This is a genomic window from Variovorax paradoxus (genome assembly GCF_030815975.1).
GTDB lineage: Bacteria > Pseudomonadota > Gammaproteobacteria > Burkholderiales > Burkholderiaceae_C > Variovorax > Variovorax paradoxus_N.
In genome coordinates this window covers 351,119-377,138 of the sequence record NZ_JAUSXL010000001.1, presented here as the reverse complement: position 1 = coordinate 377,138, position 26,020 = coordinate 351,119, and the positions used below count along the sequence as shown (strand labels likewise).

Below are 26,020 nucleotides of genomic sequence, written 5' to 3'. Positions count from 1 at the left end.
CGGATGGAGACAAGCAAGCCCGGGCCGCATTCACCGGCGCCGGATGCGTTGACCAACCCATACATCGGGAACTTATGAGAAACAGAAATCTTGTCAGGGGACTCTTCCTCATGGCAATCGCGCTGGCCTTCGGCCTTACGGCGCTTCGCTACCCCATCGGAGACCTGAGCCGCGCCGGCGCCGGTCTTTTCCCCGCCATGGTGAGCGGCCTGCTGCTGCTGATCGGCGTGTCGACGGTCGTGCGCTCGTTCTTCGTGGAACCGGTACGGCTGGACCTGCACTTCAAGAACATCGCGCTCATTCTCACGAGCCTGTGCGGCTTTGCGCTGATCTCGATGTACCTGAACATGATCGCGGGCATCGTCTTCATGGTGTTCTGCTCGGCCTTTGCCGGCAGCTCGAACTCCTGGGTGCGCAACCTCAAGATCTCGGCCGGCCTCGTCGCCATGGCGCTGGCGCTGCAGAAGCTCCTCGGCCTCAACCTGCCGCTGTTCTGAGGCCACGACCATGGAAGTCCTCAACAACCTGGCGTTCGGTTTCTCGCACGCGCTGACCTGGCACAACCTGATGTACTGCGCCATCGGCTGCACCGTGGGAACACTGGTGGGCCTGCTGCCGGGCCTCGGCCCGCTGGCCACCATCAGCCTGCTGCTGCCGCTGACCTACTCCATTCCCACCACCGGTGCGCTGATCATGCTGGCCGGCATCTACTACGGTGCGCAGTACGGCGACAGCGTGAGCGCGATCACGATGAAGATCCCGCATGCGAGCAGCATCGTGGCCTGCATCGACGGCTACGCGATGACACTCAAGGGGCAGACCGGCCTGGCGCTGTTCACGGCCGGCTTCTCCAGCTTCATCGGCGGCACGGTCTCGATCCTGGTGCTGTCGTTTCTTGCGCCCGTGCTGGGCGAGGTCGCCTTCCTGTTCGGCCCGGCAGACTACGTCGCGATGATGCTGGTGGGCTTCGTGTGCGTGAGCTTCGTCACCACCGGCAGCCTGCTGAACGGCCTGGCAATGTGCATGATCGGCGTGCTGCTCGGAACCATCGGCACCGACGTGAACAGCGGCATGGCGCGCTTCACGATGGACATGCCTTTCCTGACCGACGGCGTGGGCATCGTGAGCATCGCGCTCGGCTGCTTCGGCATTGCCGAGATCACGAAGAACCTCGACTCCCGCGAGGAACGCTCGCCCTTCAACGGCAAGATTCACCTCATTCCGACCTGGGCCGAGTTCAAGCGGATCATCCCCAGCGCGCTGCGCGGCAGCGTGGTCGGATCGTTCCTGGGCATCCTGCCCGGCGGCGGCCCCACCATCGCGCAGTTCGCGGCCTATGCGCTCGACAAGAAGGTCAGCAAGTACAAGCACGAGATCGGCACCGGCTGCATCGAAGGCGTGGCCGGCCAGGCCGCAGCCGACGAAGCGGCGGCGCGCACGAGCTTCATCCCGCTGATGAGCATCGGCATTCCCGAGAACGCCGTGATGGCGCTGATGCTGGCGGCCTTCATCATCAAGGGCATCCAGCCCGGGCCGAACATGATCGCCAGCCACCCGGAGCTGTTCTGGGGCCTGGTGGCCAGCATGTGGATCGGCAACGTGTTCCTGCTGGTGCTGAACGTGCCGCTGGTGCGCTATTGGCTCTCGGTGTTCAAGATTCCGTACAGCGTGCTGTTCCCGTCGATCCTGTTCTTCTGCTGCATCGGCACCTACAGCGTCAACAACAACCTGGACGACGTGTTCATCACCGCCGCCTTCGGCTTCATGGGCTACATGTTCATGCGGCTCGAGCTCGACGCCGCGCCGCTCATGCTCGGCTTCATCCTCGGGCCGATGCTCGAGGAGAACTTCCGCCGCGCGATGCTGCTGAGCCGGGGAAGCTTCGGCACCTTCGTGTCGCGCCCCATCAGCGGCACCTTGCTGGGTCTCGTCGGCGTCTTCATCGTGTGGCAGGTGGTCTCCTTCGTGCTGCAGGCACGAAAGAAGATCGCCATTGCGCCGCCCATGACACTGGAGCCGCAGGAGTAATAGCGAAAGCGCGGCAATCCGGCAAGAACCCTGAGGGCATTGCTTGCCCGGGCCTGGCATGTTGAATAGACTGGGTGCGATGTTGACTACCCTTGCCGTCTTCACCCACGCCGTTGTTGCGGCGGCGCTGCTCGCCGCAGCGGCGTGCGCGCGCGCACGCGTGGCCTTGAAGGCGGGTCGCAGGCAACCGCCCGCACACCCCTAGGCCCGGCGGTCGCCTCCTTCTTCCTTCTTCTTCAGCGCAACCATTCACCGCCGGGCACCAGTTCCGCGCGGCCGCGGCCACCGTCCATCGACAGGTCCGCACGAATGGAGTGCGTCTATGCATGCAGCAACAACAATCCACGGCGAGCGCACGCTCACCGACCTTGACTTCGCCCGCCTGAGCAAGCTGCCCAGGCTCAACCTGCCGCCCAGCCTCGCGGACCTCCTGGATTCGGCCGAAGTGACCCGCTCGCGGGACGTGCCCGGCAACGTCGTGACGATGTGCTCGCGCGTCGAGATCGTCGATGTGCACACGCATCGGCGCCAGACGCTGACCCTCAGCTATCCCGGAGAGGCCAGGCCCGGGGCCGGCCTCATCTCCGTGCTGTCGCCGGTGGGAAACAGCCTGCTCGGCCTGAAGGCCGGCGACACCGCAATATGGCAGGCGCCGACGGGCGAAACCTGCGAGGCGCAAGTCGCGGCGATTCTCTTTCAGCCCGAGGCGAGCGGCGACTACACCACGTAGGCGGCCGCACGCGCAGCGCGGCCCGCGCGCACGGCGGATGAATATCATCGGGCCATGGCGATCTCCGCATACATTGTCCCGGTGCCCCAGGCCGAACCGAACGACAGGCTTGTCGCGGGCTGCTTCACTTCCTTCGCGAACATGCTGCGCCTCGCTCTCCTGATTGCGCTGAGCCTTGCCACAGTGGCCGAGGCGGCTGCCCAGCCGGCCGGACCGGCGCCTGCGGAAGCCAAGGCCGAAGCGGCGCCGGTGACCACGTACGCGCGCTTCACCTCCGTCAAGGAAGAAGCCGACGGCAAGCTGTATGTTCGATTGAAGCTGCTGCCAAGGGCCAAGATTCCTTTCACGGTCCAGGCCTTCAGGGTGAGAGACCGAGCGCTCCTGGCCGGCATCGCCGAAGGTTCGTGGGTCAGGTTCACGGCAAGGCACATCGACGGCGAGAACGCATTGACATCCATCCAGACCGCCGCCGAATGCAGGCGCTTTCAAAAATGCGACTGAGACACGACCGGGACGAGGCGGCACCGAGTTGACCAACCCATGCGAATCCACGAACTGAAACGGCGCCTGCGGGAAGCCGGTGCCGGCCCGAGCCACGAGCAGCGGATCCTGCGGCTGTGGTCGCATGCGCTGCCGCGCAACAGCGGCAGGCGCCTGCCTCAAAGCTTCTTTCCGTCGTCGCTGCTGGAAGCCCTGCCATCGATCGAGGCCGAGCTCGCGGGCCTGGCGCGCATCCACGCGGTGCATCCCGGCGCCGATGGCTCCGAGCGGCTGCTCGTCGCGCTGGCGGACGGCCAGACGGTAGAGAGCGTGCTGCTGCCGCGGGACGGCCTGTGCGTCTCGTCGCAGGTGGGGTGCGCGGTGGGATGCCAGTTCTGCATGACGGGACGGGACGGACTGCTGCGCCAGGTGGGCAGCGCCGAGATCATTGCCCAGGTCGCCCTCGCGCGCACGCGCCGGCCGGTGCGCAAGGTGGTGTTCATGGGCATGGGCGAGCCGGCCCACAACCTGGACAACGTGATGGAGGCGATCGACCTGCTCGGCACGGTGGGCAACATCGGCCACAAGAACCTGGTGTTCTCCACGGTGGGCGATCCGCGCGCGTTCGAGAGGCTGCACCAGCAGCGCGTGAAGCCTGCGCTGGCGCTCTCGCTGCACACGACTAGGGCGGACCTGCGCAGAAGGCTCCTGCCACGCGCGCCGAACATGACGCCGGAAGAACTGGTCGGCGAAGGCGAGCGCTATGCCCGGGCCAGCGGCTACCCGATCCAGTACCAGTGGACGCTGCTGGAAGGCGTCAACGACGGGCCGGACGAGATCGAAGGCATCGCGCGGCTGCTCTCCGGCAAGTTCGGCGTGCTGAACATGATTCCTTTCAACGCCGTGGATGGCGTGGCGTTCAGCCGCCCATCGCTGGAGCGCTGCGAACAGATGGCGCGCACGCTGCACCAGCGCGGCATCCTGACGAAGCTGCGCCATTCGGCCGGCCAGGATGTCGATGGCGGCTGCGGCCAGCTGAGGGCGCGCGCGGCCGAAGCAAGGGTGGTGCCGATTCGCCCGCTCAGGTGAACGAGGCCACCCAGTCCCAGACCCGAGCGGGTGCCTCGACCATCACGTTGTGGCCGTGCGGGCCGAGCTCGCGGGCATCGGGGTCGATCTCGCGGGTCTGCGCCATCGTGACCAGCGCCAGGCGTCCCACAGGGCAACCCACAGGCAACCCTGGTCGTCGACCGCGAGGCCGTCAGGCTTGCCGTCGGAGGTCCATTTAATGGAAAACTTTGTCGAAGACATAATTGTGTCCTGATGAAACCATCCCGCGTTGCCCTTGGCCGGTGGACCGCAACGCTGTGGCTCGCCCTGCCCTTGGCCCTGCTGCCTTGTGCGAACGCCACCGAGGCACCGCCAGCGGATCCGGCGCCGCAGCAGGGCGGCACGGTCCACATCACGCGGGCCGAACTGCTGTCCATTCCAGGTACGGGCTATTCCGCCCCGCCGCGGCGCATCGAGGATGCCGGGCTACCAAGTGACGGGTGGCAAGCGGTCAGCCTCCCGCATACGGCCGGACGAGAACTGGTGCCCACATCCGCGGGCGGCGTGCACACGGTCACCGATTGGTACCGCATCGACCTGGCCGGGCGCGTGCCATCGCCGCGGCAGCCGCTTTTCCTGTACTTTCCGCGCTGGAAGACCCTGGGCCGCATCGCGGTGTACAGCGATGGCGTGCTGCTCTACCAGTCGCAAGGCAGCGCGGTGCACAACGGCTACAACCATCCGCTGCTGCTGCCGCTGAACGCGGCGGCCAACACGCCTTCACCTTCGACCGTGCTGATTCGCGTCGACCGCCTGCGCAGCAGCGGAAGCGGGTTTTCGACGGTGTGGGTGGGCGACCAGAATTCGCTGCGCTGGCGCTACCAGGGCCGCCAATTGCTGCAGGTGCTGCTGCCGTTCATGGGCAGCGCCGCGTTCCTCGCAGTGGGCGCCTTCGCGTTCGCGGTGTGGCTGGGCAAGCGGCGCGAATCGCTCTACCTGCTGTTCTTTGCCATCTCGGCGGCCGCCTTCCTGCGCACGCTGCACTACTTCGTGACCGGCGACCACCTGCTGATGTCGGACGAGTGGTTCGAATGGATCACCGTGGCTTCGCTGCTCTGGCTGATCATCTTCATCCACCTGTTCCTGCAGCGCCTGCATCAGCAGCCCTCGCCCTGGCTGACCCGTTTGTCGGTGGGCCTGGCACTGGCGTCGAGCATCGCGACGCTGCCCCATGCGTCCGCGGCGGTGCCCAGTCTCTACCTGCTCACGCCGCTGCTCAACCTGGCAGTGCTGCCCATTGCGATGCTGATCTTCGCGGTGAATCTGCGCAAGGCGCTGCGCTCCAAATTCCCCGAGGGGCGCCTGGTGGCGGGCTGGGCCGTGCTGGCACTGGCCTTCACCTCCTACGACGGGCTGCTGCAGAACAACCTGGTGAGCCCCGAGAGCGTGTACACCTCTCCCTACGCCATCATCAGCCTGTTCTTCGTCTTCTCGTACATCATGTTCCAGCGCTACACGGGCGCTTTCGCCGAGGTGGCCCGGCTGAACAAGGGCCTGGCCCAGCGGCTGCAAGCGCGCGAGGCCGAGCTGGAGCAAAGCTACCAGCGGCTGCGCGTGATCGAGAACGAGCAGATGCTCGGCGCCGAGCGCCGGCGCCTGATGCAGGACATGCACGACGGGCTCGGTTCGTCGCTGATCAGCGCCATCCGGTCGGTGGAGCAAGGCGCCATGACCGACACCGAGATCTCCGGCGTGCTCAAGGGCTGCATGGACGAACTGAAGCTGGCCATCGATTCCATGGAGAGCGTGGACGCCGATCTGCTGCTGCTGCTGGCCACCCTGCGCTTTCGCCTGGCGCCGCGCATCGAGAGCGCCGGCCTCGCGCTGCGCTGGGAAGTGCAGTCGGTGCCTGCGCTGCCCTGGCTGGACCCGGGCAGCGCGCTGCACATCCTGCGCATCATGCAGGAGTGCGTGGCCAATGTGCTGCGCCACACGCGGGCCACCATGATCCGCTTCAGCACCGCGACCGACGGCCAGGGCGTGTGCGTGGTGATCGAGGACAACGGCGCGGGGTTCGCCGTGGAGGAGGCCCTGCGCCAAAGCGGCCGCGGGCTGCGCAACCAGCATCGGCGCGCACTGACCATCGGCGGCACCGTGCGCTGGGAGTCCGGCAGCAGCGGGACGCGCTTCACGCTTTGGCTGCCGCTTCTTCGTTGCTAGCATTGCGCCATGTCCAGCTACACAGTCCAGCAGCTCTCGGCCGGGGACGAGCCGCTGATGAATGCACTGCTCGGCGTTTTCGGTGAAGCCTTCGGCGACCCGGATACCTATGGCACCAGCCGGCCCCGGCCTGCCTACCTTCGGCAGCTGCTCGACAGCGACTATTTCATTGCGCTGGCGGCGCGCGAGGAATCGCAGGTCACCGGCGGCCTCGCGGCCTACGAGCTGAAGAAGTTCGAGCAGGAGCGCAGCGAGATCTACATCTACGACCTGGCGGTTGCCGCGGCGCACCGCCGCAAAGGCGTGGCGACCGCATTGATCCGCGAGCTCCAGCGCATCGGCACGGAACGCGGAGCCTATGTGATCTTCGTGCAGGCCGATCCTCCCGATGCGCCGGCCATCGCGCTGTACGCCAAGCTCGGGGCGCGCGAAGACGTGCTGCATTTCGACATTCCGGTGCCGCCGATGCGGGCGGCCTGAGGCCAGCGGGCGCCGAACCGCGCCTGCGGTGTGTCCTCACCCGGCAGCGGAAGCCGCCGCCACGCGGTCCAGCGCTGCCATCGCATCGGCCGGCAGCTCCAGCTCTCCCGCCGCGAGGTTCTCGCGCAGGTGCCCGACCGACGAGGTGCCGGGAATCAGCAGGATGTTGGGCGAGCGGCGCAGCAGCCAGGCCAGCGCCACCTGCATCGGCGTGGCGCCCAGGCGCTGCGCCACGTCGGAGAGCCCGGACGACTGCAGCGGACTGAAGCCGCCAAGGGGAAAGAACGGAACGTAGGGAATGCCGTCGCGCGCCAGCTCGTCGATCAGCGTGTCGTCGCTGCGATGCACGAGGTTGTACTGGTTCTGCACACAGGCGATGCGGCAGATGCGGCGGCCTTCGGCAACCTGGGCCGGCGTCGCGTTGCTCAGGCCGACATGGCGCACGAGGCCCTGGCGCTGCAGGTCGGCCAGCGCCGCGAGCGGCGCCTCGATCGATCCCTCGGCCGGGCCGTGCACGTCGAACATGAGCCGCAGGTTCACGACCTCCAGCACGTCCAGGCCGAGGTTGCGCAGGTTGTCGTGCACCGCCTGCGCGAGCTCCTCGGGCGAGAACGCCGGCAGCCAGGCGCCGGTGTCGGTGCGCCGCGCGCCGACCTTGGTGACGATGACGAGGTCCTTCGGATAAGGCGCGAGCGCCTCGCGGATGATCTGGTTGGTGACGTGCGGGCCGTAGAAGTCGCTGGTGTCGATGTGATCGACGCCGCTGGCAACCGCTTCGCGCAGCACCGCCACGGCGGCCTCGCGGTCCTTGGGCGGGCCGAACACGCCGGGGCCGGCGAGCTGCATGGCGCCGTAGCCGAGCCGATGGACGGTACGGTCGCCGAGGGTGTAGGTGCGGTGGGTCTGCGTGCTGGACATGTGTGTTTCCTCAAGCGCTGGAGTGATGGAGCGGGGTCGTGAAGCCCAGTCTAGGCAGCTCTTCGCTGCTTGATAACCCACCATAATCGGCACAGGCTGTGCGGAATTCCAAACAATGAACGTCGACCTCGGGGATCTGAACGCCTTCGTGGCGGTGGCGGGAGCCAAGGGCTTCCGCGACGGCGCACGCCTGAGCGGCACCAGCGCATCGGGCCTGAGCGAGGCAGTGCGCCGGCTGGAGGCCCAGCTCGGCGTGCGGCTGCTTCACCGCACGACGCGCAGCGTGCGGCCGACCGAAGCGGGACAGCGCCTGCTCGAGCGGCTGAGGCCCGCGCTCAGCGAGGTCGAAGCCGCGCTCGACGTGGTGAACGGCTTTCGCGACCGGCCGGCCGGCACGCTCAAGCTCAACGTGCCGATCAGCGCCGCGCGGCTGGTGCTGCCGTCGATCGTGCCGCGCTTTCTTGCGGCCTACCCCGACATCTCGCTCGAGGTGATTGCCGAGGACGATTTTGTCGATGTGCTGGCGGCCGGCTGCGATGCCGGCATCCGTTATGACGAAAGGCTCGAACAGGACATGGTGGCGGTGCCGATCGGCCCGCGCCTGCAGCGCTTCGCGGTCGCGGCCGCCCCGGCGTATCTCGATCGCCATGGCCGCCCGCAGCATCCGCGCGAGCTGCTCGGCCACGCCTGCCTGCGCGGGCGCTTTGCCAGCGGGTCGATGCCGCCGTGGGAGTTCGAACGCGACGGCGAAACCTTGCGCATCGACGTGACGGGGCAGCTGATCGTGCGGATCGGCGCAGCGGCCGATCTCACGGTCGATGCGGCGATCGCCGGTGCCGGCGTGGTCTACCTGTTCGAGGACTGGCTGCGGCCCCACTTCGAAAGCGGCGCGCTCGAGCCGATCCTCGAGCCCTGGTGGCTGCGGTTCTCCGGTCCATTTCTCTACTACCCCGGCCGCCGGCTGCTGCCGGCGCCGCTGCGGGCGTTCGTGGATTTCATTCAGGGCACGTAAGGACGATGCATTCACCATCCATGAATATCGAGCAAGCACGCGCCTCGGATGCGCACGAGATTGCCTCCGTCCTGCAGGAAGCCGCGCAATGGCTCTCCGATGGCGGCAGAGCACTGTGGTCAGGTGCGGAGATCGGCCGCGAGCGCGTTCTGCGTGACACGAGTTCCGGGCTTTTCTATGTCGCACGCGAAGGCGAGCAGTTGGCCGGCGTGATGAAATTCGAGCTGGAGGATCCCTTCTTCTGGCCCGAGATCGCGCCCGGCACCTCGGCCTTCGTTCACAAGCTGGCCGTACGCCGGGCTTGGGCGAAGAAGGGCGTGTCGACCGAGCTGCTGTCGTTTGCCCGAGCACGCGCACGGGCTCTCGGCCTGCCATACCTTCGCCTGGACTGCGTCGCGGATCGGCCTGGACTGCGAAATCTCTATGAGCACTTCGGCTTCGCGCTGCACAGCATCATCCAGAAGGGCACCGTCTCGTTCGCGCGATACGAGCTCAAGACGACACAATAGCTGCAGCAAACGGGCGAGGAAATTTCCTCCCAGAGCAGCGCCATGTTTCAACTGACTCCCTGAAGTTTTTGTGTACGTATCAAAGCACCACGCACTGCCCGAGCCCGGCGAAGCCCAGGCACTGATCGAGGCCTACCCGCTCGGCGCATGGGTCGTACCCGGCACCGAAGGACTGGTCGCCAACCATGTGCCTTTTCTGCTCGACAGGTCGCGCGGCCCCTTCGGAACACTGATGGGCCATGTGTCGCGTGCCAATCCTGTGTGGAAGCAACTGCCCGCTTCAGGGCACTCGGTGGTCATGTTCCAGGGCCCTCAGTCGTACATCACGCCTGGCTGGTATCCGGGCAAGCAAGAGCACGGAAAGGTCGTGCCGACCTGGAACTACGCCGTCGCACATGCACACGGGGCAGCGCGAGCCATCGACGACGAACACTGGCTGCGCGACATGCTGGCGCGGCTCACGGCTGCGCATGAGTCCTCGAAGCCAAGGCCTTGGCGGATGACGGACGCGCCAGCTGATTTCATCGACAAGCTCCTGCATGCCGTGGTGGGCATCGAGATTCCGATCGAACGCCTGGTCGGCAAGCTCAAGGCGAGCCAGGACGAAGCACTGCAAGACAGGTTGGGCACCGTGAGCGGGCTTGCCGCCGAAGGGAGCGAGAACGCCGCGGCCATGGCTTGCCTTGTCGAGCGCGCCATCCAACCGCTGCGCTGACGGGATTGCCACATGCTGTTGTACCTGCTCGATCTCGCCGGCATCGCGGTGTTCGCCATCAGCGGCGTGTTGGCGGCGGGCCGCGCGGGTCTCGACTGGCTGGGCGTGGTGGTGATCGCCTCCGTCACGGCCGTGGGCGGCGGCACGCTGCGCGACCTGCTGCTCGACCGCCACCCGGTGTTCTGGATTCGCGAAGTGCGCTACGTGTACACGATCCTGGCGGCGACCGCGGCCGCCATCGCCTGGGTGCATTTCCTCCCGCTGCCCGGGCACGCGCTGGCATTGGCCGATGCACTGGGCCTGGCACTCTTTGCGATGACCGGCGCGCAGGTGGCCGAAGAGCGACGCCTGCCGGCGCTCATGGTGATACTGATCGGCACCATGACCGGCGCCGCTGGCGGCCTGTTGCGCGACGTCTTCACTGACCGCATTCCGCTGCTGCTGAGCAGCGGCATCTACGGTTCCGCCGCCATCGCGGGCATTGCGGCGTACCTGCTCCTGCAGGCCGCCGGAGCACCGCGCCGCTGGGCCTTTCAGGCGGGCTTGCTGCTGATCGTGGCGCTCCGGCTGGGCGGGATCTACGGGGACTGGCACCTGCCGGTGCTGCGGCTTTCGGCGTGAGCGTCCGCCGCTCGGCGAAGCCGCCCGCCCCGGCTCATCGCTTCGCCTTCAGGCTCTGCTCGCGGAATGCCGCCTCGCCGGCGGTGGAAATCTCGACCCACTTCTTGTCGGGCGCGGCCTCTTCGGCGTAGTTGTCGTGCCAGTTCCACCACTTGTAGGTGGGCGTCTGGGGATAGCCCTCGGGCGAGTCTTCCCACACCTCCTGCCGGCCCAGCGGCGTGATGTCGAGATAGTTCCAGGTGTTGCCCATCTGCTCGTCGCCGCGGTTGTTGAGGAAGTAGGTGCGGAACACGCGGTCGCTGTCGTCGCGGTGGAACACGTTGGTGCCGTGCCACTCGTCGACGCCGAAGTCGGCATCGAAGCTGTCGGTGAGCGTGAACCACGGGATCTCCCAGCCCATGCGCGCCTTCAGCCGCGCAATGTCCGCCTGGGGCGCACGCGAGACGAAGACAAGGGTGGTGTCGCGGGCGTTCAGGTGGGCAACGTGGGCGACCTGGTCGGCCACCATGGAGCAGCCGCGGCAGGCGTGGTCGGGCCAGCCGAACACGCCCGGCTCGAAGAAGGCGCGGTAGACGATCAGCTGGCGCCGGCCGTCGAACAGCTCGGGCAGGCTGGCCTTGCCGGCGGGGCCTTCGAAGGCGTAGTTTTTTTCCACGGCCATCCACGGCATGCGCCGGCGCTCGGCGGCCAGTGCGTCGCGGGCGCGGGTCTGGGCCTTTTCCTTCACGAGCAGTTGCTCGCGGGCGGCCTCCCATGCCTGAGGGGACACGACCGGTGGCGTGTGCATGGCGGGCTGGCCGCCCTTCTGTCCGTTCTCGATGGAAGTCGTCATGGCTGAATCTCCTGGTTGAGCGATCGGGAGAGACAAGTCTGGCGCCGGAAATCGCAGAGCGGGAGTAACAAGTGTGGCGGGATTGCGATGGAGCCACCGCCTCGTTCCCCGCCCCATCCTTCAGCCGTTCACGCCAAACCCGAACCTGCGCGCGAAGCGGCCAGCCCGGATGCACCGGACTTCACCAAGAACGCTGCCGTGGGAACCCTACCGGGCCCAGCACCCGCCTCCAGCGAGCACCATGCCGCCGCCGGCTTGCCTGCCTCCAGCGAGCACCACGCCGCTGCCGGTTTGCCTGCCTCCAGCGAGCACCATGCGGGCGCATCCTTCAGCTCGCGATGCGGCGCGGGCGTCGGCTCGCCGAACTCCTCGGCGGACAGGCGCTGCATCTCCAGGAAGGCCGCCTGCAGCGCCTTGGCGTCGTCCTCGCCGCGCAGGCCGAGGTACGGAAAATGGTGCAGGAAATAGCCGAAGGTGGTCTCGCAATCGGCTGCGTACTTTCTCGTGTCGAGGATGTGCATGTGCCAGAAGCGGTCGACGTCCTGCTCGGGAGCGAGCGTCAGGTCGGGGTGCTTCGCATGCAGCATCAAGTAGCGCTTGTAGGCCACCTCCATCCGGTCCGCGTAGCCGGCCGACCAGCCGTAGCCATCCTCTTTCCGGCAGGCCTTGAACTTGATCGGCGTGAGGTCGAGCCCCTCGATCGCGGCGATCGTCTGCTCCAGTATCCTGCCTTGGGTGGAATGAATCATGAATGCTCCTGTGAAGTTGCCGGAAGGTCCGAGCGAACGTGCCCGGTGACGATTGCTTCAGAGGTTCAGCCGTCAGGCCACCACCGATGGAGCAAACTGGTTGCGCAGGTGTTGCGCCATGAATTTGCGCGCCTCGTCGGCAGGCACGGGCTTGCACAGCCAATAGCCCTGCGCTTCGTCGCAACCGCGGCTGCGCAGGTAGTCGAGCTGGGCAGTGGTCTCGATGCCCTCGGCCACCACCTTCATTCGCAACCCGTGGGCCAGGGTGATGATGCCGTCGATGAGCGCCCGTGCGTCGGCGTCTTGCGAAAGGTCGTTGATGAAGGAACGGTCGATCTTGACCGTCGACAGCGGGAAGTGCTTCAGGTAGGAGAGCGAGGAATAGCCCGTTCCGAAATCGTCGATGGCGAGTCCGACGCCCATCTCCCGAATCATCCGCAGCAATTCCGCCGCATGCTCGGGGTTCGCCATCACCGCGCCTTCGGTGATCTCCAGCTCCAGCAGCGACGGCTCCAGGCCCGAGGCTTCCAGGACGGCCCGTATGTCAGCGACGAGCGTGCGGCTTTCGAATTGGCGCGGCGACAGATTGACGCTCACCAACACCTTCGGCAGACCGGCTTTCTGCCATGCGCGCGAATCGGCGCAAGCCATCTCCAGCGACCACTTGCCCAGCGACACGATCAAGCCGATCTCTTCGGCGATCGGAATGAACTGCACCGGCGGAATCATGCCCAGGACCGGATGGCGCCAGCGCATCAGCGCCTCGACACCGACGATGCGGTCGGTCTGCAGATTCATCTTCGGCTGGTAGTGCATTTCCAGTTCGCCACGCTCCAGGGCATGGCGCAGCGCGCTTTCGAGCATCAGCTGTTCGGTGCTCTGCGCATTCATCTTCGCCGCGTAGAACCGGTAGGTGTTGCGGCCTCTTTCCTTGGCCCGGTACATCGCCGTGTCGGCGTTCTTCAGGAGGGCTTCGGCGTCGCCGCCGTTGTCCGGGTAGATGCTCACGCCGACGCTGGCGCTGACATTCAGTTCGCGCCCCGCGATGAAGAAAGGCTCGGCGCAACAGGCCAGCACTTTTTCGGCGAGCATTGCGGCGTCGTTCGCGCCGGACAGGTTCTCCAGCAGCAGCACGAACTCATCGCCACCGAAACGCGCCACGACATCGGCTTCGCGCAGCAGCGCCGTGAGGCGCTCGCCGCAGATCTTGATCATCTCGTCGCCCACACCGTGGCCCAGCGTGTCGTTGATTTGCTTGAAGCGGTCCAGGTCGACGAATATCACCGCGAACTGCTTCTGGTGGCGGTTGCTGCGCTTGATGGCGCGCGCAAGCTCGTGTTGCAGCGCGGCGCGGTTGAACAACCCGGTCAGCTCGTCGTGGCTGGCCATGAAACGAAGACTCCGCTCCGCCAGCTTGCGTTGCTTGTACTGGGCGATCTGCAAGGCGATCACACGCAGCGACTCCAGCGTCTGGGCATCGACAGCGTACGGATGGGAGCCAAAGAGCTCCAGCGCCGTGGTCGCATCGGCGGCAACCATCGGCACGACGAGGCCGATGGCCAGCCCCGCCTGGCGGGCCATCGCATCGCGCGCGAAATGGCTCGGAGCCGCCAGCACGTTGATCTGCACGACGCCGTCGGTTTTCCACGCGCGGCCGAGCGAGCCTTCGTCAGGCCGGTATTCGAGCGTCCGGCTGTCACCGACGAATTGCCGCACCGCCGGGGAGACGCTCTCGGCATGCCAGGCGGCGACGCAGCGAACCACGCCGTCTTCGCCGACGCTCCATAAAGTGCCGCAGTCCCAGCGCAGGTCGGTGCATACGGCTTCCAGCGCTTGCGTGATCACCGTCTCGGCCCTTCCATCGCCGGCGAGCAGCCGCGCGATCCTGTATTCCAGCCCCTGGCGCAATGCATCCTTGCGCGGCCGCGTGGCGTCGCGCACGGTGCCGCGCACCATGGTCCTTCCGCCCTCTTCGCCCGCCTGTGCGATGACGTGGAGCCAGCGTTCGGTGCCATCGGGCAGGCACAGGCGATGCTCGAATTCGCGCCGCTCCATGGACTGGGAGGCCAGTGCGATCTGCTGTTGGACCGCGGGGCGTTCGCCGGCCGGGACGCGCGAGAGCAGCGCGGGCAGGCCGGGCTGCAAGGAGCCCGCCTCGAAGCCCAGGATGCGCCGGGCTTCTTCGGAGCATTGCAGGGCGCCGGTTTCCGGATCGAGGATCCAGCTGCCCAGGCTTGCCAGGTGCTGGGCCTCCTCCAACTGCCGTTCGCTGGTGCGCAGGTGGCGGGTCATCTGGTTCGCCAGCACCTGGGCTCGGCTGCGCGCGGTGGTCAACGAAAAGACGATGCCGGCAAGCAGCAGGCTGGTGGCCAGGCCGCCGAGCACGATGAACCACGGGATGACCTTGTCGAGCGGGCCGAAGACCTGCTTCTCGTCCTGGCCGATCTCCACAAGCCAGGAGTGGCCGCCCAGCTCGAAGCCGAGCATGCGCTCGAGGCTGTGCGCCGGCGCAGCCAAGGGCTTCACCAGGGCCGCGCTGTCGAACAGCAGTTGCCGTTCGCCGAACGAGGTCCGCGCCACGAACCGGGTCTCGACGCGCGTCCCGATCGCCCCCCGACTCGGCCCGGCGTCGACCAGGCGCAACCGGAGCGTCCTCGCTGCATCGGCACCCACCACGTCGCTCAGCATTCCTGCGACGCTGAAGCCCGAGCCCACCGAACCGATGTAGGCACTGCGCCGCTGCTCGAGCGTATCGAGCGGTTGCCTGGGGCGGTAGACCGGCAGCCGCATCGCCAGTCCGATGTCGGCCTCGCGGCCCGCGATGCGGACCTTGCGGCCGGACGTGACGAGCCCGCCGGTGTCGCGCCCCTGCTCGAGTGCGTCTCCCCTGTCGGGCATCGCGCCCAGGTCATTGCCGAGCAGCCTCTCGTTGCCGGCCTGCGGTTCGATGTAGACCAGCGGATAGTATGTGTCGCGCTCACCGGGCGGCTTGATGGCGAAGCTGGAAGCCACGCCGGTGTCGAGGCTGGCGTCGCCGCGGACCTGCTCCTCGAAGGCCCGCTTGTCGTTGGACGCAATGCGGGGCGCATAGGTGACGGCCTGAAAGCCAGGATAGGCGCTCGCCAGGTTCAGTCCGGCGACGTAGTCCCTGAAGTCGCTGCGCGTCACGGTCTCGGAGGTGTTGAACCGCGCACGCAGGCCGATCAGGACCGCAATGTAGTCATCGAAGCGGGCCTCGACCTTGCGTGCCAGGTCGAGGGCGGTTGCGTCGAAGCGCACTTCGGCACTGCGCCCGATCTCCTGGCGGGCGGAGACGCTGAGGGCGATCGACAGCGCCGTGCCAAGCGCGAAAATCACCAGTGGCAAGCGGATCCTGGCCCAGACTGACAATGACATTGGATGTGATCCTGTCGTCGGCACAGGCCGGTTGACTCTGAACGCAGCAGTGCGGCACGGCAGAGAACGCAACAGGTTGTGTCGTAGGCCCAATGTATACGGCCGGGGTGAGAGCGTCACGCAATTGTTTCGGCAGGAGACGGGCACGCGCGAACGATTTGCTCCGAATTCGAATGCTTAAGTCTTAATTTGAGCGCAGTAGCACCTTGCATTCGGGCAAGAGAGGCATACGGCTCCTGCTGCAAAGGACCGGAAACGATGTTGCGCGCGCGGCCGTGCGCCAGTACTTCGCGCAGGACAACATACCCATGCTATGGGTATTGATTGGTTTACCTGTTTCATGGGTATTTTGACGAATACCCATCATATAGGTAGAATTCCGACTACCCACTTCGTTGGTATTCCCATGCAGCAAGTCCTCTCGGTTCCATCGCAGCTCGGCGTGCTCCTCAAGGCGGCCCGCAAGGAAGCAGGCATCTCTCAGGTCAAGCTGGCCGAGCGTCTCGGCATCAGCCAGAGCCGCATGTCCCACATGGAGCTCAACCCCGGCTCGGTGAGCCTGGAGCAACTGCTGGCCATCTTCGGCGTGCTGGGCCTCGAGATGCTGGTCGGCTCGAAGAATCCGGTGAAGCGCTCGAATGCGCAAGCACCAGATGCCGACCACCCGAGCCCAAGGCATGTCGCCAACGAGCCGCCCGCTTCGGAGTGGTGAGCATGGCACGAGCATCGAACATGCCGGCGCTTTCCATCTGGGCCAACGGCGAGCGCGTCGGCATCTGGCGCATTCCTGCGCGCGGGGCGGACGAGTTGCGCTACGACGACGCCTGGGTCGGCTCGCCGACAGGGCGTCCGCTGTCGCTCTCCTTGCCGCTGGTCGGCGGCTTCACCCACAAGGGCCCGGTCGTCCAGAACTACTTCGACAACCTGCTGCCCGACAGTCAGCCTATTCGCGAGCGCATCGCGAGCCGCTTCAGGACGCGCACGACGCAGCCCTTCGACCTCCTGCAGGCCATCGGCCGCGATTGCGTGGGCGCCATCCAGCTGCTGGGCGAGGACGATGGCCCGGCGGGTGTCGATCGCATCGAGGGCGAGGCGATGAGCGAGGACGACGTCGAGAAGCTGCTGCAGCAGACCGTCGACCCCGGCAGGTTCGCTGCGCAATCTGCACCCGAAGACGAGTTGCGCATCTGCCTGGCCGGCGCCCAGGAGAAGACCGCGCTGCTGTGGCACGAGGGCCAATGGTTCCGCCCGCACGGCTCGACGCCCACCACGCATATCCTGAAGTTGCCGCTGGGCCTGGTCGGCCACCGCAAGGCCGACTTTCGCACCTCGGTGGAAAACGAATGGCTCTGCCTGAACATCCTGCAGGAGTACGGCATACCCGTGCCCCGCACGGCCATCCTGCGCTTCGGCTCGCAGAAGGTGCTGGCCGTCGAGCGCTTCGATCGCAGGTTGCACTCGTCGGGCAACTGGTGGCTGCGCCTGCCACAGGAAGACTTCTGCCAGGCCCTGGGCAAGCCATCGCACCTGAAGTACGAGGCCGACGGTGGCCCCGGCATGGTCGACCTGGCGGGGGTGCTTCGAAGCTCGGTCGATGCCCAGCAGGACCTGGCCACGCTCATCACCGTGCAGCTGCTCTTCTGGATGTTTGGCGCGCCCGACGGTCATGCGAAGAACTTCAGCATCGCATGGTTGCCGATGGGCCGCTACAGGCTGACACCCGTCTACGACGTGATGTCCATCTGGCCCGTGGAGGGCAACGGGCCGAACCAGTTCTCCAAGCACGAGGCCAAACTGGCCATGGCCCTGATCGGCAAGAGCAAGCACTACCAGTTCAAGACCATCCAGCGGCGCCATTTCAATGCCATGGCACAGAAGTGCCACTACGGGCCGGACGCGGAGGAGCTCATCCAGCGCGTGCTCTCGGCAACGCCGGGGGTGATCGACCGCATCGGCGCGCGCCTGCCTGCGCGCTTTCCGGCCGCGGTGTCGGGCAGGATTCTTGAAGGGCTCGCCCGCTCCGCGAGGGCGCTGAAGGGGATGCCGCCTGTCTAGGGAGGCGTTGCGCCGGCGCATGCTGAAACACCCGTAAAAGCTCATCGGAAATTCGCCGCAGCCTTACCGGCCCTTCACATTGCGCGCTCAGCATGGGAACTCCTGAATACGACGACTCGAAGGAGTTGCAATGAAGAAGTTGTCCCTCGCATTGGCTGCGGCCGCCCTGCTCTCTCTGGCCACTCTGAGCGCTCCTGCGCAAGCGCAGCCACACCACGGAGACCACGGCTATCGCCCGCACGTGGTTGTTGTTCCGCCGCCCCCGCCCCGCCACGTGATACCACACGGCTACGACCACCATGCCGACTATCGTCATGGCCGCCGCGCCGACTACCGCCATGCGCGCCGCGACAGCGACCGCGACGGCGTGCCCGACCGCTACGACCGCCGCCCCCACAATCCGTATCGGCGCTGAGCACGAGCGCTTGCCGCTGGCGCAGCGCTTTCGCAGCGGCCGCACCTCGTCCAGAAGACTGGCAAGGATCTGCAAATGCAAGATTAAATCTTCAACTTGCACAATATGCATAGAATCGCATCTCATGATTCCTCGCGACGTCGCGCCGCTCGCCGCGCAACTGGCCCGCCAGTACCCTGTGATCACCCTGACCGGGCCCCGCCAGAGTGGCAAAACCACACTGTGTCGGAGCCTGTTCCCCGACAAGCCATACGTCACGCTGGAGGATCCCGACACGCGGCGCTTCGCAGAAGAAGATCCACGTGGTTTCCTGAAGGGCCTCGAGACCGGCGCCATCATTGACGAGATTCAGCGCGCGCCGCAGATCCCCTCTTACCTTCAGGCAATGGTAGACGCCGATCCAACCCCCGGGCGTTTCGTTCTGACGGGAAGCCAGCAGTTCGAACTCATGTCGCAGGTGAGCCAGTCGCTGGCAGGCCGTACGGCCGTGCTTCGCCTGTTGCCCTTCTCGCTTCCCGAGGTGGCTCGACTGCACCCCATCCCGCCGCTGGCGCAGACGTTGCTCACGGGCTTCTATCCGCGCATCCACGATCGGGGGCTCGACCCATCGCGAGCTCTCGGAGACTATTTCGCCACCTACGTGGAACGCGACCTGCGGCAGCTGACGGCCGTTCATGACTTGCAGCGATTCGAACGCTTTGTCCGCCTGTGCGCCGGAAGGGTCGGTCAGCTCGTGAACCTCACGAGTCTGGGCAACGATGCCGGCGTGTCGCATGCCACTGCCCGGGCCTGGTTGGACCTGCTCCAGACCAGCTACATCGTGCATGTGCTGCCGCCCTGGTTCACCAACACGTCGAAGCGCCTCGTCAAAAGTCCGAAACTGTACTTCTACGACGTCGGCCTGGCCTGCTGGCTGTTGGGCTTGCGCAGCGCCGACCAGGTCGCGCGAGACCCGCTCTTTGGCAGCCTGTTTGAAAACCTGGTGATCATGGAAGCCCTCAAGACGCGATTCAATCAAGGCGAGTCGGGGGAGATGTACTTTTTCCGGGATGCGACCGGCAACGAAGTGGACTTGTTGATACCCGACGGCAGAAAGCTCCGCGCCGTCGAGATCAAGGCCGGCGCGACAGTGAACGCCGATTACTTTCGCGGCCTTCGCAGTTTTGCAGCGTCATTCCCCGATGCGCTGGAAGGCGGCAGCGTCGTCTATGGCGGTGACGCCGACCAGTCGAGAAGCGACTGGCCCGTGATCGGCTGGCAGCGCCTGCAACATCCACCGGCACCCTGAACGCGTGCCGCGCTCAGCTAAGCGGCAGTTCGATGCAGCCCGCGAGCGAAACCTGCGGAACGTGGTCGAGGCGCGCACTGCTCGCAATGACGATCGCGCGGCCCGCGCGTCCGGCCAGCGACGCCATGGCCTTCCACAGGCAGCCGATCGAGCGCGCGTCGAGCGCGCCCTCGGGTTCGTCGAGCAGCACCAGCGGGCGGCCCGAGGCCAGCGCGGCCGCCAGCCAGACCTTGCGCTTCGATCCGGTCGAGAGCATGTACATCGGCTTCTCGATGTGCGGCGCCAGCGAAAAACCCTCGACCAGCGCCTGCCACAGCGCCGCATCGAAGCCTGCGTCGCCCTCGCCCAGGGTGGCGCTGCATGCACGCGCGGTGAGCGGGTCGAAGGCTTCGGTGGCCGGGTCGCAGAAGAACACGTTGCGCTTGTAAGCCTCGGGCTCGGTGTCGAGCCGCGCACCCGCGAGCATCAGTCTTCCGGAGGCGGGAAGCGTGCCCGCGATCACGCGCAGCAGGGTCGACTTTCCACTGCCGGTATCGCCATGCAGCAGCGTGACGCCTTCGCCCACCGAGGCACACCAGCCGGAGGCGAGCGCGGGCTGGCCCGCATAGGAGAAGCTCAGGTCCTGGAACTGGAGGATGGCGGGTGTTGTCGGGGCGTTCATGTGCGTGCGGAAGTCGTCGCCGGATTCTGCCCCGATCGAAGCCCCCCCTTTGCCCTTCCCGGCTCAGCTCAGATCAAGAGCTTGCAGATGCGTCCGCGGATGCGCGGCTGCAGCAGGCGCTGAAGGCATGGCAGTGCCTGTGAGCGGCTTGGCAAGAAAACTCGCCGGCAGTAGTTCGATCGGCGTAGGTTGCGCAACCGTCCTCTTGCTTTAGAACTTTCATCTATGCAGCTCGCGAAAGTAGCAAAAGATCCTGGCCCTCAGCAGGGATGTCCCGCATGGAATCGGCCGACAGCGGCGATTCTTCCAGCGTCTAATGGGTTCACCAATGCAAGGAGTCGCCACATGACGGATACGGACTGCATACGCAAAGCCCACTCCTGCGCGGCGGACCCCCGCAAGGCCGCGCAGGAATTCCATGCCGTGGTGGCACAGCCCGGCATGGCGCTGGTGATCTTCTACTGCTCCAGCGAATACGACCTGGACGCTCTCGCCGACGAAATGGGGCGGCTGTTCGGCGATGTCCCGCTCGTGGGCTGCACCACGGCAGGAGAAATCGGCCCCGCCGGATTCCGCGACCACAGCCTCGCGGGTGCGAGTTTTCCGGCCAGCCAGTTCAGGGTTGCCGCAGGCCAGGTCGGGCAGCTGCAGCAGTTCAAGGTGGAAGCCGGCCAGGACTTCGCCCAGGCGCTGCTGCACAAGCTGCTGGCCGAGGGCGCGCCCAGCGATGCGGACAACAGCTTCGCATTGCTGCTGATCGACGGCTTGTCGCTGCGCGAAGAACCCGTCACGCGTGCATTCCAGACCGCGCTGGGCAGGCTTCCGCTGCTCGGCGGCTCGGCCGGCGATGGCCTGAAGTTCGAACGGACCCAGGTCTACTGGGACGGCCGGTTCTGCTCCGACTGCGCGGTGCTGGTGCTGGTGACGTCGCGCATGCCGTTTCGGATCTTCAAGACGCAGCACGTTGTTGCCACCGACGAAAGGCTGGTCGTGACCGAGGCAGACGCCGCTTCGCGCGTCGTCAAGGAAATCAACGGCCTGCCGGCGAGCCAGGAGTACGCACGAATGCTCGGCATCGACGCCTCCGACCTGGACCCCTCGCGCTTCGCGGCCTGGCCGGTGGTGCTGACGATCGGCGGAACCACTTATGTGCGCTCGATCCAGAAGGTCAATCCGGATGGCAGCCTGACTTTTTTCTGCGCGATCGAAAACGGCCTCGTGCTGCGGGTGGCCAAAGGCGTGGACCTGCTGCAGAACCTGGAGCAGGCCTTTGCCGGCATCCGCGCCGAGATCGGCCCGCCGCAGCTGGTGCTGGGCTACGACTGCATCCTGCGCAAGCTGGAGATCGCGCAGAGCAGCGCGAAAGCCCGCATCGGCGAACTCCTGCAGGAGAACAACACGGTCGGCTTCCATACCTATGGCGAGCAGTTCCGCGGCGTGCACGTCAACCAGACGCTGGTGGGCATTGCATTCGGCACTAACGGCGGGGAGGTCCACCATGCCTGAGACGACAACGCTGCAGCGTCCTGCCGCGCAAGAGCCGGACTCGCAGCACGAGATCGCGCGGCTCAACAAGATCATCCGGGCCCTGATGGACCGGGCCGAGCGCAGCGCCAATGCGCAGGGCTCCGACTTCAACCTCTTCCAGACCACGATCATGCTGGAGGAGCAGGTGCTCAGCCGCACCGCGGAACTGGAGGCGGCGCTGCGCGAGAACGAACAGGTCAACCGGGTGCTGCGCAAGACGCAGGCCGACCTGGTGGCCGCCGCGCGCTCGGCCGGCATGGCCGAGATCGCCACCAACGTGCTGCACAACGTGGGCAACGTGCTCAACAGCGTCAACGTCTCCGCCGGGCTGATCCTCTCCAGGGTTCGCGCATCCAAGGTGGAAGGGCTCGCACGCGCGGTGCAGCTGATGAACGAGCATGCGGACGACCTGGGCGCCTTCCTCGCCTCCGACGCCAAGGGCAAGATGCTCCCGGGCTACCTGATGCAGCTGGCGCCGCTCCTGGTGGCGGAGCAGCGCGCCGCCGTCGACGAGCTGATGGCGCTGGGCAAGAGCGTCGACCACATCAAGGAAATCATCGCCGCGCAGCAGGCCCATGCCGGCGCCTCCAGCCTGGTCGAATCGATACGGATCCACGAACTGGTCGAGGACGCGCTGCGCATGAACGCGGGAGGCCTGGCGCGCCACCAGGTGGTGATGGAGAGCGATCTGGCCCGGATTCCCGAGCTGCCGCTGGACCGGGGCCGCGTGCTGCAGGTGCTGATGAACCTGGTGCGCAATGCCAGGCAGGCCATGGAGGCGGCGGCGGACGACAGCGCGAAACTCATGCTGGATGCGGAGATCGTCGGGGACGAGATGCTGCGCATCCGCGTCGCGGACACGGGCGTCGGCATCGCCCCGGAAAACCTGACGCAGGTGTTCGTGCACGGGTTCACCACCAAGAAGGATGGCCACGGCTTCGGGCTGCACAGCGCGGCCATCGCGGCGCGCGAGATGGGCGGCACGCTGGCGGTCCACAGCGAGGGGCCCGGCACCGGCGCCACCTTCACGCTCGAACTTCCAATCAGAAAGGCGGCAGAGACACCATGAGCAAACCGCAGAACCGCCGCATCCTGCTGGCGGACGACACGCCGGCCATCCACGAGGACTTCCGCAAGATTCTTCTTCCGGCAGCCGCGGACGCGAACCTGGACGACCTGGAGTCCGCGCTGTTCGGAACCTCGGTCCCGAAGAGCCAGGTGGACTTCGTGCTGGACAGCGCCTACCAGGGGCAAGAGGCGCTCGCGAAGCTGCGCGAGGCATTGGAGGCCGAAGCGCCCTACGCCATGGCGTTCATCGACATGCGCATGCCTCCGGGATGGGACGGCGTCGAGACCATCGAGCAGCTGTGGCTCGAAGACCCGCGCCTGCAGATCGTGATCTGCACGGCCTATGCGGACCAGTCGTGGGTCGAGGTGTTCGAGCGGCTGGACGCGCGCGACCGCCTGCTGGTGCTCAAGAAGCCGTTCGATCCGATCGAGGTGCGCCAGCTGGCCAGCGCGCTCACCATGAAGTGGCAGATGACCGAGGACGCCGCCTTCAAGATGAACCAGCTCGAGCAGGCCGTGGAGGAACGCACGCGCGAGCTGTCGGACGCCAACATCATCGTGCAGAACAGCCCGACCATCCTCTACCGGCTGCGCGGCGAACCGGCGTTCCCGCTGATCTACATCTCGCACAACATCACCAAGTTCGGCCACGAACCGGCGGCCCTGCTGGCCAACCCGAATTGGGCGGACGTGCTGATCGACCCGGCCGACCAGCCCGGCGTCGCCGCCGCGATGGCGCGCGTGCTCGAGAAGGATGCCGAAGGCGCTTCCATCGAATACCGCCTGTGCACCGGCGACGGCGCGCGGCGCTGGGTCGAGAACCGCTACGTTCCGGTGCGCGACAAGGACGGCCGGCTCATCGAGGTCGAGGGCATCGTCATCGACGTCACCGAGCGCAAGGCGGCGGAGGAACAGCTGGCAAGGCTGGCGCGCACCGACGGGCTCACGGGCCTGGCCAACCGCGCCACCCTCGTCGAGCGCCTGCACCAGGCCCACGCCGCGGCACGGCGCGGCTCGGTGCCGTTTGCGATCCATTGCCTCGACCTGGACCACTTCAAGCCGGTCAACGACATGTTCGGCCATCCGGGCGGCGACCTGCTGCTGCGCGAGGTGGCCCTGCGCCTGAAGAACTGCACCCGCGAGACCGACGTGGTGGCGCGCCTGGGCGGCGACGAATTCGCCATTCTGCAGGGCGAGATGGCAGAGCCGGCCGCCGCGGGCGCGCTGGCCGCGAAGATCCGGCAGGAGCTGGCGCGCCCTTACATGATCGACGGCAACCAGGTGCATGCCTCGGCCAGCATCGGCATCTGCCCCTACATCCCGGGCAGCGAAAGCCCCGAGGAAATGCTCGCGCAGGCCGACGTGGCGCTCTACCGGTCGAAGGAACAGGGGCGCAACCAGTACCACTTCCACTCGGAGGAGCTCGACCGGGAAGTCCGCGACCGGGTGGCGCTCGGCGAGGACCTGAAGAAGGCCATCGAACGCGAGGAGCTGGAGCTCTACTACCAGCCGCAGGTCGAGCTGTCCTCCGGAAAGATCGTGGGCGTGGAAGCGCTGCTGCGCTGGAACCATCCGCAGCGCGGCCTGCTCGACGCGGCCGCGTTCGTGCCGATTGCCGAGCGCACCGGCGGCATCGTCGCGCTCGGCCGCTGGGTGCTGGACCAGGCGTGCAGCCAGCTGAGCGCGTGGCGCGAACAGGGGGTGGCACCGCCCGTCGTGGCCATCAACCTGTCGCTCGGGCAGCTCAGGCAAGGCAGCGAGCTGATCCACGACGTGACCGAGTGCCTCGCGAAATGGCAGCTCGATCCGTCCGTTCTGGAGTTCGACGTGACGGAGTCGACGCTGGCCCAGATGACATGGACCCACAACGACGTGCTGCCGAAGCTGCGGGCGCTCGGCGTGCGCATTGCGATCGATGACTTCGGCACCGAATACTCGTCGTTCGAGTACCTGCGGACCTACCGCGTGAACCACCTGAAGATCGCGCAGTCGATGCTCAAGCGGGCCATCGACGATCCGGACAGCGCGGCCACGGTTCGCGCCATCATGAATCTCGCGCGCGAAGCGCGCATCGGCATCATCGTCGAAGGACTGGAGACCGAAACGCAGCTCGCCTTCCTTCGATCGACCGGCGCCACCACGCTGGCGCAGGGCTACTACTTCAGCGAGGCCGTGATGGCCATCGAAGCCGGCGACTTCCTGCGCTCGGGCACCATGGCGCAGAGCGAGCGCAGCAAGGCCGGGGCCCGGGGGACCGCGGCATGAAGAAGACAGGCCTGATGCTCGCCGCAGCCTGGGCCCTGCTGGCAGCGATGTCCGCAGCGCGCGCCGAGCCCGTCGTGCTGTCTCTGGTGCACGCCGCCGCCACCACGCACCCGGCCCACCTGGCGGCGCTCCAGTTCGCCAGGCGGGTCGAGGAGCGCACCCACGGGCAGGTCCGCACCGAGATCTTTCCCGCGTCCCAGCTCGGCAGCGAGAACGAACTGCTGCAGAAGGTCCGGCTCGGCGCGGTCGACATGGACGTGACCTCGCTGAACTACCTCATCAAGTACGAGAAGACGTTCTCCGTCGTCGTCATGCCCTATCTCTTCGACAGCTATGCGCATGCCCACCGCGTGCTCGACGGCCCGGCCATGAACTGGCTCGCGCCGCTGGCCGAGAAGCAGGGCTTCGTCATCCTGTCCAACTGGGAATGGGGATTCCGCAACCTCACCAACAACAAGCGCCCGATCAACGTGCCCGAAGACGTGCGGGGCCTCCGCGTGCGCGTTCCGCCCGTCGCCGAACTCGAGGCCACCATGGAAGCGCTGGGCGCGCAAGTCAGCAAGGTCGGTTTCAAGGAGCTTCCCCAGGCACTTTCGCAGGGCCTGGTCGACGGCCAGGAGAACCCGCTCAACGTCATCTACTACAACAAGCTGTACGAGGTGCAAAAGCACCTCGCCCTGACCCGCCATGTGTACTACAACACGCTCCACCTCATGAGCACCAGGACCTGGGCGAAGCTCACGCCGGCCGAGCAGGCGATCGTGCGCGAAGAGAGCAAGGTGGCGGGCGACGGCATGCGCAAGAAGATCATTGCCGAAGAGGAGGAGCTGATCGAAAAGATGATGGCCGCCGGCGTGAAGGTCACGCGCCCCGACCCGGCGCCGTTCCGCGCGGCCACGCAGGGCGCCCGCGAGGGGATCAGGCGCTTCGCGGGCGACGAGAACGTGCGCACGTTCCTGAAGATGGTCGACGCAGAGCGAAGGCAGTGACGCGTCCCTCCA

Annotated in this window: 24 protein-coding genes and 1 pseudogene; 19 read left to right on the top strand and 6 right to left on the bottom strand. The window is 66.5% G+C overall.

Going from position 1 to position 26,020, the window contains the following annotated elements; all coding sequences use genetic code 11:
• Window positions 1–74: 74 nt before the first annotated feature.
• The 5 genes from QFZ47_RS01745 to QFZ47_RS01725 all read left to right on the top strand — a co-directional run bounded on the left by QFZ47_RS01745 (window position 75) and on the right by QFZ47_RS01725 (window position 4,327).
• Entirely contained in the window at window positions 75–497 is a 423-nt protein-coding gene (locus QFZ47_RS01745) for a tripartite tricarboxylate transporter TctB family protein (protein WP_370880553.1), read from the top strand.
• Window positions 498–507: 10 nt separating this feature from the next.
• The gene (locus QFZ47_RS01740) at window positions 508–2,028 is read left to right on the top strand and encodes a tripartite tricarboxylate transporter permease (RefSeq protein ID WP_307653978.1); all 1,521 of its coding nucleotides are present in this window, start codon (window positions 508–510) and stop codon (window positions 2,026–2,028) included.
• 322 nt (window positions 2,029–2,350) lie between these two features.
• Window positions 2,351–2,758, top strand: coding sequence for a GreA/GreB family elongation factor (locus QFZ47_RS01735; protein ID WP_307653977.1), 408 nt, complete (start codon window positions 2,351–2,353; stop codon window positions 2,756–2,758).
• A 54-nt stretch (window positions 2,759–2,812) separates the two neighbouring features.
• Window positions 2,813–3,259: a hypothetical protein gene (locus QFZ47_RS01730; protein WP_307653976.1), complete on the top strand. Its 447-nt coding sequence runs from the start codon at window positions 2,813–2,815 to the stop codon at window positions 3,257–3,259.
• 39 nt (window positions 3,260–3,298) lie between these two features.
• Window positions 3,299–4,327: an RNA methyltransferase gene (locus QFZ47_RS01725; RefSeq protein ID WP_307653975.1), complete on the top strand. Its 1,029-nt coding sequence runs from the start codon at window positions 3,299–3,301 to the stop codon at window positions 4,325–4,327.
• Between the two features lie 147 nt (window positions 4,328–4,474).
• Here QFZ47_RS01725 and QFZ47_RS01720 read toward each other — a convergent pair.
• Window positions 4,475–4,549: pseudogene (locus tag QFZ47_RS01720) on the bottom strand (hypothetical protein); the annotation flags it as partial.
• Between the two features lie 12 nt (window positions 4,550–4,561).
• Here QFZ47_RS01720 and QFZ47_RS01715 point away from each other — a divergent pair.
• Together QFZ47_RS01715 and QFZ47_RS01710 are read left to right on the top strand one after the other, a co-directional pair.
• A complete protein-coding gene (locus QFZ47_RS01715; RefSeq protein WP_307653974.1) occupies window positions 4,562–6,508 on the top strand; it encodes a sensor histidine kinase in 1,947 nt (648 codons plus the stop codon).
• Window positions 6,509–6,517: 9 nt separating this feature from the next.
• Entirely contained in the window at window positions 6,518–6,988 is a 471-nt protein-coding gene (locus tag QFZ47_RS01710) for an AAC(3)-I family aminoglycoside N-acetyltransferase (protein ID WP_307653973.1), read from the top strand.
• Window positions 6,989–7,024: 36 nt separating this feature from the next.
• On the opposite strand, the gene QFZ47_RS01705 is transcribed toward QFZ47_RS01710, so the two are convergent.
• Window positions 7,025–7,906 (bottom strand): aldo/keto reductase family oxidoreductase, encoded by an 882-nt coding sequence (locus tag QFZ47_RS01705; RefSeq protein WP_307653972.1) that lies wholly within the window; start codon window positions 7,904–7,906, stop codon window positions 7,025–7,027.
• A 115-nt stretch (window positions 7,907–8,021) separates the two neighbouring features.
• Here QFZ47_RS01705 and QFZ47_RS01700 point away from each other — a divergent pair, with 115 nt between their 5' ends.
• From QFZ47_RS01700 to QFZ47_RS01685, 4 genes are all read left to right on the top strand, one after another.
• Window positions 8,022–8,918: a LysR family transcriptional regulator gene (locus QFZ47_RS01700; protein WP_307653971.1), complete on the top strand. Its 897-nt coding sequence runs from the start codon at window positions 8,022–8,024 to the stop codon at window positions 8,916–8,918.
• Between the two features lie 20 nt (window positions 8,919–8,938).
• Window positions 8,939–9,427, top strand: coding sequence for a GNAT family N-acetyltransferase (locus QFZ47_RS01695; RefSeq protein ID WP_307653970.1), 489 nt, complete (start codon window positions 8,939–8,941; stop codon window positions 9,425–9,427).
• Window positions 9,428–9,497: 70 nt separating this feature from the next.
• Window positions 9,498–10,142 carry an FMN-binding negative transcriptional regulator gene (locus QFZ47_RS01690; protein WP_307653969.1) on the top strand — a complete coding sequence of 215 codons (645 nt, stop codon included), beginning with the start codon at window positions 9,498–9,500 and terminating at the stop codon, window positions 10,140–10,142.
• A gap of 12 nt (window positions 10,143–10,154) precedes the next feature.
• Window positions 10,155–10,763 carry a trimeric intracellular cation channel family protein gene (locus tag QFZ47_RS01685; protein WP_307653968.1) on the top strand — a complete coding sequence of 203 codons (609 nt, stop codon included), beginning with the start codon at window positions 10,155–10,157 and terminating at the stop codon, window positions 10,761–10,763.
• Between the two features lie 34 nt (window positions 10,764–10,797).
• Here the strand turns inward: QFZ47_RS01685 and QFZ47_RS01680 are convergent, their stop codons facing one another.
• The 3 genes from QFZ47_RS01680 to QFZ47_RS01670 form a co-directional block, all read right to left on the bottom strand.
• On the bottom strand, window positions 10,798–11,595 hold the full coding sequence (locus QFZ47_RS01680) for a DUF899 domain-containing protein (RefSeq protein ID WP_307653967.1): 798 nt from the start codon (window positions 11,593–11,595) through the stop codon (window positions 10,798–10,800).
• Window positions 11,596–11,723: 128 nt separating this feature from the next.
• The gene (locus QFZ47_RS01675) at window positions 11,724–12,344 is read right to left on the bottom strand and encodes a glycine-rich domain-containing protein (RefSeq protein ID WP_307653966.1); all 621 of its coding nucleotides are present in this window, start codon (window positions 12,342–12,344) and stop codon (window positions 11,724–11,726) included.
• A gap of 72 nt (window positions 12,345–12,416) precedes the next feature.
• Entirely contained in the window at window positions 12,417–15,764 is a 3,348-nt protein-coding gene (locus QFZ47_RS01670; RefSeq protein WP_307653965.1) for a bifunctional diguanylate cyclase/phosphodiesterase, read from the bottom strand.
• 382 nt (window positions 15,765–16,146) lie between these two features.
• Here QFZ47_RS01670 and QFZ47_RS01665 point away from each other — a divergent pair, with 382 nt between their 5' ends.
• The 4 genes from QFZ47_RS01665 to QFZ47_RS01650 all read left to right on the top strand — a co-directional run bounded on the left by QFZ47_RS01665 (window position 16,147) and on the right by QFZ47_RS01650 (window position 19,498).
• Window positions 16,147–16,452 (top strand): helix-turn-helix domain-containing protein, encoded by a 306-nt coding sequence (locus QFZ47_RS01665; RefSeq protein ID WP_307653964.1) that lies wholly within the window; start codon window positions 16,147–16,149, stop codon window positions 16,450–16,452.
• A gap of 2 nt (window positions 16,453–16,454) precedes the next feature.
• Window positions 16,455–17,795, top strand: a complete 1,341-nt coding sequence (locus tag QFZ47_RS01660; protein ID WP_307653963.1) for a type II toxin-antitoxin system HipA family toxin — start codon at window positions 16,455–16,457, stop codon at window positions 17,793–17,795.
• Window positions 17,796–17,925: 130 nt separating this feature from the next.
• On the top strand, window positions 17,926–18,210 hold the full coding sequence (locus tag QFZ47_RS01655) for a hypothetical protein (RefSeq protein ID WP_307653962.1): 285 nt from the start codon (window positions 17,926–17,928) through the stop codon (window positions 18,208–18,210).
• Window positions 18,211–18,334: 124 nt separating this feature from the next.
• Complete coding sequence (locus QFZ47_RS01650) at window positions 18,335–19,498, top strand: ATP-binding protein (RefSeq protein ID WP_307653961.1); 1,164 nt, start codon at window positions 18,335–18,337, stop codon at window positions 19,496–19,498.
• 13 nt (window positions 19,499–19,511) lie between these two features.
• Here QFZ47_RS01650 and QFZ47_RS01645 read toward each other — a convergent pair whose 3' ends face one another.
• Window positions 19,512–20,159 (bottom strand): ABC transporter ATP-binding protein, encoded by a 648-nt coding sequence (locus QFZ47_RS01645; RefSeq protein ID WP_307653960.1) that lies wholly within the window; start codon window positions 20,157–20,159, stop codon window positions 19,512–19,514.
• Window positions 20,160–20,504: 345 nt separating this feature from the next.
• Between QFZ47_RS01645 and nosP the strand changes: the two genes are divergently transcribed.
• From nosP to QFZ47_RS01625, 4 genes are read left to right on the top strand one after another with little or no spacing between them, the layout of a single operon-like run.
• Window positions 20,505–21,665 (top strand): nitric oxide-sensing protein NosP, encoded by a 1,161-nt coding sequence (gene nosP, locus QFZ47_RS01640; protein ID WP_307653959.1) that lies wholly within the window; start codon window positions 20,505–20,507, stop codon window positions 21,663–21,665.
• A complete protein-coding gene (locus QFZ47_RS01635; protein ID WP_307653958.1) occupies window positions 21,658–22,755 on the top strand; it encodes a sensor histidine kinase in 1,098 nt (365 codons plus the stop codon). The genes nosP and QFZ47_RS01635 overlap by 8 nt, the downstream gene beginning before the upstream one ends.
• Window positions 22,752–25,019, top strand: a complete 2,268-nt coding sequence (locus QFZ47_RS01630) for a putative bifunctional diguanylate cyclase/phosphodiesterase (RefSeq protein WP_307653957.1) — start codon at window positions 22,752–22,754, stop codon at window positions 25,017–25,019. Before QFZ47_RS01635 ends, QFZ47_RS01630 begins: the two co-directional genes overlap by 4 nt.
• Entirely contained in the window at window positions 25,016–26,008 is a 993-nt protein-coding gene (locus QFZ47_RS01625; protein ID WP_307653956.1) for a TRAP transporter substrate-binding protein, read from the top strand. The genes QFZ47_RS01630 and QFZ47_RS01625 overlap by 4 nt, the downstream gene beginning before the upstream one ends.
• Window positions 26,009–26,020 lie beyond the last annotated feature (12 nt).

What these genes read in the sequence shown, in the direction of transcription:
- QFZ47_RS01745 (WP_370880553.1), top strand. Translation starts at nt 75, where the DNA reads ATGAGAAACAGAAATCTTGTCAGGGGACTCTTCCTCATGGCAATCGCG.
- QFZ47_RS01740 (WP_307653978.1), top strand. Translation starts at nt 508, where the DNA reads ATGGAAGTCCTCAACAACCTGGCGTTCGGTTTCTCGCACGCGCTGACC.
- QFZ47_RS01735 (WP_307653977.1), top strand. Translation starts at nt 2,351, where the DNA reads ATGCATGCAGCAACAACAATCCACGGCGAGCGCACGCTCACCGACCTT.
- QFZ47_RS01730 (WP_307653976.1), top strand. Translation starts at nt 2,813, where the DNA reads ATGGCGATCTCCGCATACATTGTCCCGGTGCCCCAGGCCGAACCGAAC.
- QFZ47_RS01725 (WP_307653975.1), top strand. Translation starts at nt 3,299, where the DNA reads ATGCGAATCCACGAACTGAAACGGCGCCTGCGGGAAGCCGGTGCCGGC.
- QFZ47_RS01715 (WP_307653974.1), top strand. Translation starts at nt 4,562, where the DNA reads ATGAAACCATCCCGCGTTGCCCTTGGCCGGTGGACCGCAACGCTGTGG.
- QFZ47_RS01710 (WP_307653973.1), top strand. Translation starts at nt 6,518, where the DNA reads ATGTCCAGCTACACAGTCCAGCAGCTCTCGGCCGGGGACGAGCCGCTG.
- QFZ47_RS01705 (WP_307653972.1), bottom strand. Translation starts at nt 7,906, where the DNA reads ATGTCCAGCACGCAGACCCACCGCACCTACACCCTCGGCGACCGTACC.
- QFZ47_RS01700 (WP_307653971.1), top strand. Translation starts at nt 8,022, where the DNA reads ATGAACGTCGACCTCGGGGATCTGAACGCCTTCGTGGCGGTGGCGGGA.
- QFZ47_RS01695 (WP_307653970.1), top strand. Translation starts at nt 8,939, where the DNA reads ATGAATATCGAGCAAGCACGCGCCTCGGATGCGCACGAGATTGCCTCC.
- QFZ47_RS01685 (WP_307653968.1), top strand. Translation starts at nt 10,155, where the DNA reads ATGCTGTTGTACCTGCTCGATCTCGCCGGCATCGCGGTGTTCGCCATC.
- QFZ47_RS01680 (WP_307653967.1), bottom strand. Translation starts at nt 11,595, where the DNA reads ATGACGACTTCCATCGAGAACGGACAGAAGGGCGGCCAGCCCGCCATG.
- QFZ47_RS01675 (WP_307653966.1), bottom strand. Translation starts at nt 12,344, where the DNA reads ATGATTCATTCCACCCAAGGCAGGATACTGGAGCAGACGATCGCCGCG.
- QFZ47_RS01665 (WP_307653964.1), top strand. Translation starts at nt 16,147, where the DNA reads ATGCAGCAAGTCCTCTCGGTTCCATCGCAGCTCGGCGTGCTCCTCAAG.
- QFZ47_RS01660 (WP_307653963.1), top strand. Translation starts at nt 16,455, where the DNA reads ATGGCACGAGCATCGAACATGCCGGCGCTTTCCATCTGGGCCAACGGC.
- QFZ47_RS01655 (WP_307653962.1), top strand. Translation starts at nt 17,926, where the DNA reads ATGAAGAAGTTGTCCCTCGCATTGGCTGCGGCCGCCCTGCTCTCTCTG.
- QFZ47_RS01650 (WP_307653961.1), top strand. Translation starts at nt 18,335, where the DNA reads ATGATTCCTCGCGACGTCGCGCCGCTCGCCGCGCAACTGGCCCGCCAG.
- QFZ47_RS01645 (WP_307653960.1), bottom strand. Translation starts at nt 20,159, where the DNA reads ATGAACGCCCCGACAACACCCGCCATCCTCCAGTTCCAGGACCTGAGC.
- nosP (WP_307653959.1), top strand. Translation starts at nt 20,505, where the DNA reads ATGACGGATACGGACTGCATACGCAAAGCCCACTCCTGCGCGGCGGAC.
- QFZ47_RS01635 (WP_307653958.1), top strand. Translation starts at nt 21,658, where the DNA reads ATGCCTGAGACGACAACGCTGCAGCGTCCTGCCGCGCAAGAGCCGGAC.
- QFZ47_RS01630 (WP_307653957.1), top strand. Translation starts at nt 22,752, where the DNA reads ATGAGCAAACCGCAGAACCGCCGCATCCTGCTGGCGGACGACACGCCG.
- QFZ47_RS01625 (WP_307653956.1), top strand. Translation starts at nt 25,016, where the DNA reads ATGAAGAAGACAGGCCTGATGCTCGCCGCAGCCTGGGCCCTGCTGGCA.